Below are 3,840 nucleotides of genomic sequence, written 5' to 3' on the forward strand. Positions count from 1 at the left end.
GGAAGGGCCCCGGGACTCCCCGGGGCCCTTCGGCGTACCCGCGTCAGCCGGCCAGCAGCGAGGTCAGCCGCCCGGCCAGCAGGTCCCAGCGCCAGGAGCGCTCCACCCAGCGCCGTCCGGCCTCGCCCATCCGCCGCCGCAGCTCCTCGTCGCGCAGCAGCCGTACGATCCGCTCGGCCGCCGCCGGGGCCGAGCCCCCGGGCACCACGTACCCGGTCTCGCCCTCCAGCACCGCGTCCGGCGCGCCGCCGGAGTCCCCCGCGACCACCGGCAGGCCGGTCGCCGAGGCCTCCAGGTAGACGATGCCCAGGCCCTCGACGTCCAGCCCCCCGCGCCGGGTGCGGCACGGCATCGCGAAGACGTCCCCGGCCCCGTAGTGGGCGGGCAGCTCCTCCCACGGCACCGAGCCGGTGAACCGCACCGAGTCCCGTACGCCGGTGGCGTCCGCGAGCTTCTCCAGGTCCGCCCGGTACGGGCCGCCGCCGACGATCAGCAGCACCGCGTCCGGCACGTCGGCGAGGATCTGCGGCATCGCCTCGATCAGGGTGTCCTGGCCCTTGCGGGGCACCAGCCGGGAGACGCAGACCACCACCGGCCGGTCCGCCAGCCCGAGCCGGCGGCGCACCTCGGCGCCCCCGGAGCCCGGGTGGAAGGTCGTCTCGTCCACGCCCGGCGGCAGCTGGACCATCCGGGCCGCGGCCTGCGGCCCGACCGCGGCGGCGATCCGGGAGCGGGTGTACTCGCCCAGGTAGGTCAGCACGTCGGTGCCCGCGCCGATCCGGCGCAGCAGCTGCCGGGAGACCGGCAGCTGGGCCCAGGCGGCCTCGTGCCCGTGGGTCATGCCGAGCAGCCGCCCGGCCCCGGCCCGGCGCAGCGCGGGCGCCATCAGCCCGAGCGGGGCGGCGGCGCCGAACCAGACCGAGTCGCACTTCTCCGCGCGCAGGATCTCGGCGGCCCGCCGGGTGACCCGCGGTGTGGGAACCATCACCTTCGTCCGGTCCCGGATCACCGGGAACGGCTGCTCGGCGTCGAAACGGGCCACCTCGCTGCCGTCCCGCCAGGTCGAGGCGTAGACCACGACACTGCCTGCGGGCTGACGCACGGCCATGTTGTGCACGAAGGCCTGGATGCCACCGGGGCGGGGCGGGAAGTCGTTGGTGACGATCAAGGTTCTGTGCATCAGGCCACGGCTCGCTCGGTCGGGGGGTGCGCGGTGTACCGCTGGGTGATCCGTACGATAGGTCAACACCATGACCCACCGGGAACGGAACCGCGCACGGCAACCGTTTGACCCCCGGGTCAGTCCTAGTACCTAGGCCGTCGTCCAGCACGCGGCCCGGGCGTCCGTCGGTACGACGCCTCCGGTGGGGACGTCCGAGACGAACGAGGGAGCGCAGTGGAATTGGCCCCGGCCACCGAGCCCGGTTCTTCGCGCGGCCGCCTCGGCCGCCCGCTCGGGGCGCTCGCCGCGCTCGGCGCCACCTGGGTCGCCACCCGCGCCCTGCTGGTGCTGCTGGCGACGGGTGTGCTGAAGGCGCCCGGTGGCGACGTCACGGCGGACGTCTGGATGATCTACCACGCCTGGTACGGCGTGCTCCAGACCGGCACCTTCCCGTTCGACGACGTGACCTGGCAGTACCCGCCGGGCGCCGCCCTGGTGATCCTGCTGCCGGGCCTGCTGCCCTGGTCGTACCTGGTCTCGTTCTGGGTGATCTGCGGGATCGCCGACGCCGCCGCGGCCGCGCTGCTGGTGCGCACCGGCCTGCGCCGGGGCCGGGCGCTGACCGGCGCCTGGATGTGGGTGGTGGGCGTCCCGCTGCTCGGCCCGATGATCTACAACCGCTTCGACGTCATCGTCACCGCGGTCGCCCTGGCCGGCCTGCTGGCGCTGATCCGCCGCCCGGCGGTCGGCGGGCTGCTGCTGGGCCTGGGCGGCATCGTCAAGATCTGGCCGCTGATCGGCCTGATCGGCACCCCCTCGGGCCGCCGCACCCGCCGCTCCTGGACGCTGGCGGGGGCCACCGCCGTGTCGATCGGCTTCCTGCTGACGGCCGGGATGAACGGCGCCTTCGAGTTCCTGGCCTTCCAGAAGGACCGCGGCATCGAGGTGGAGTCGCTCGGCGCGCTGCCGCTGCACTTCGCCCGGATCGCCGACGCCTGGGACGGCAAGGTCACCATGAACTACGGCTCCCCCGAGATGCTCGGGCCGTGGGTCGACGTGATCAGCAAGGTCATGCTGGCCGGCACCCTGCTGGGCTTCGCCTGGCTGCTGCTGTGGCGCTACACCTCCAAGCGCCGCAGCGCGGCCACCATGTACGACGCCGCGCTGTGCGCGCTGCTGATCTTCGTGGTGACCAGCCGGGTGATCAGCCCGCAGTACCTGGTCTGGCTGATCGGCGTCGCGGCCGTCTGCCTGACCGTGCGCAACAGCAGCCAGCGGCCGGTGGCGGTGCTGATCCTGCTCGCCTGCCCGCTGACCCTGGTCGAGTTCCCGACCATGTTCACCCAGGTCCTGGCCAGCGAGCCGGCGGCGGTCGCCGTCCTGGCCGCGCGCAACCTGCTGCTGCTGGCCGCGGCCGTGCTCTCCTGCGTGCGGCTCTGGCGCTCCACCCGCGGCGAGGCGCCGCTGCCGCCGACCGTGGTGCTGGACCGCGAGCCCGCCGCGCTGCCGTCCGCCGGCTACCCGGTGCGCCCGGGCATCGCCTACGAGCAGGACCTGCTGGACGGCATCGACCACCCGGGCACCCCGGCCGAGCAGCGCCGCTGACCTGCCCTCCCCGGCTGATCAGCCCTTCAGCGCCGCCACCTGCTCCAGCCAGAGCCGGGTGAACTCCGCCAGGCCGACGCCCAGCTCGCGGCGCATCAGCCGGTCGGTGCGGCGCTCCCGGTCCTCGCCCTGCCCGTCGGCCGCGCCGACCGCCCGGTAGAAGGCGACCAGCCGCTGCGGCCCGTGGGTGCGGGCGATCAGCTCGCAGGCCAGCCAGGACTGCTCGTAGGCCTGGGCGATGCCGGTGGCCCCGGCGGCGAAGTCCCGGTCGACGGGCAGCGCGACGGGCGGCTTCCCGGCGGCCACGTCCCGGGCCAGCTCGGGCGCGATCTGCTGCGGGCCGCGGCCCGAGCCGCGGTACGCCGTCCAGTCGGCGACGCCCTCGGAGAGCCAGAGCGGGGTCCAGGCCCGGGTGTCGGCCCTGGTCGCGACGTGGGTGGCCTCGTGGGTGACCACCACCTGGCGGCCGAAGCCGCTGAGCCGCCCGTACGCCTCCGGGTTGACCAGCACCCGGTCCGCCGGGGCGTGCCAGGGCGCGCCGGGGGCGGCCACGGTGACCGCCGCCATGCCCGTCCAGCCGTCCGGGTCGCCCTCCAGCAGCCGGGCGAACTGCTCCTCGGTGGCCGGCCGCTCCAGCAGCAGCCGCTCCGGCCAGGCGCCGCCCCAGACCTCGGTGACGGCGGGCACCGCCCGGTCCCCCACCGCGACCAGCTCGGCCTGGTCGGGGCCGGCGGCCGGCCCGACCACCAGGCAGTGCGCGCCCGGCGCCGACCGGAGCGGCCCGAAGTCCCACGGCGCGGGCGGCCCGCCCGCGCTCTCCTCGCGCTCGACCCGCCAGCCGTCCCCGGCCCGTACCAGAGCGATCCGGCGCGGGTACACCACCGGGTACTCGTCGTACCCGGCGATCCGCACCGCCAGGTCGGCGGCGGCGGTCAGCCGCTCCGGTCCGCCGGCGGCGCCGAGCACCAGGTTGCGGTAGCCCGCCTCGGCCACCGGCAGCCCGGCCCAGGGCGGGGCCGAGCGCGCCCGCTCCGCCAGGGCGGCGGCCACCTCGGCGCGCCGGTCCACCGGCC

The 3,840-nt window shown here is 76.0% G+C and carries 3 protein-coding genes; 1 reads left to right on the plus strand and 2 read right to left on the minus strand.

Annotation, left to right across the window (positions count from 1 at the left end; all coding sequences use genetic code 11):
* Positions 1-43: 43 nt before the first annotated feature.
* Positions 44-1,180, minus strand: a complete 1,137-nt coding sequence (locus ACFU6K_RS33405) for a glycosyltransferase family 4 protein (protein ID WP_380669481.1) — start codon at positions 1,178-1,180, stop codon at positions 44-46.
* Between the two features lie 216 nt (positions 1,181-1,396).
* Here ACFU6K_RS33405 and ACFU6K_RS33410 point away from each other — a divergent pair, with 216 nt between their 5' ends.
* Positions 1,397-2,767 (plus strand): glycosyltransferase 87 family protein, encoded by a 1,371-nt coding sequence (locus ACFU6K_RS33410; protein WP_380669483.1) that lies wholly within the window; start codon positions 1,397-1,399, stop codon positions 2,765-2,767.
* Positions 2,768-2,785: 18 nt separating this feature from the next.
* Here ACFU6K_RS33410 and ACFU6K_RS33415 read toward each other — a convergent pair.
* On the minus strand, positions 2,786-3,840 hold a 1,055-nt coding region (locus ACFU6K_RS33415; protein ID WP_380669485.1), incomplete at its 5' end, for a hypothetical protein.

It is taken from the genome of Kitasatospora sp. NPDC057512 (genome assembly GCF_042802135.1).
Lineage (GTDB): Bacteria > Actinomycetota > Actinomycetes > Streptomycetales > Streptomycetaceae > Kitasatospora.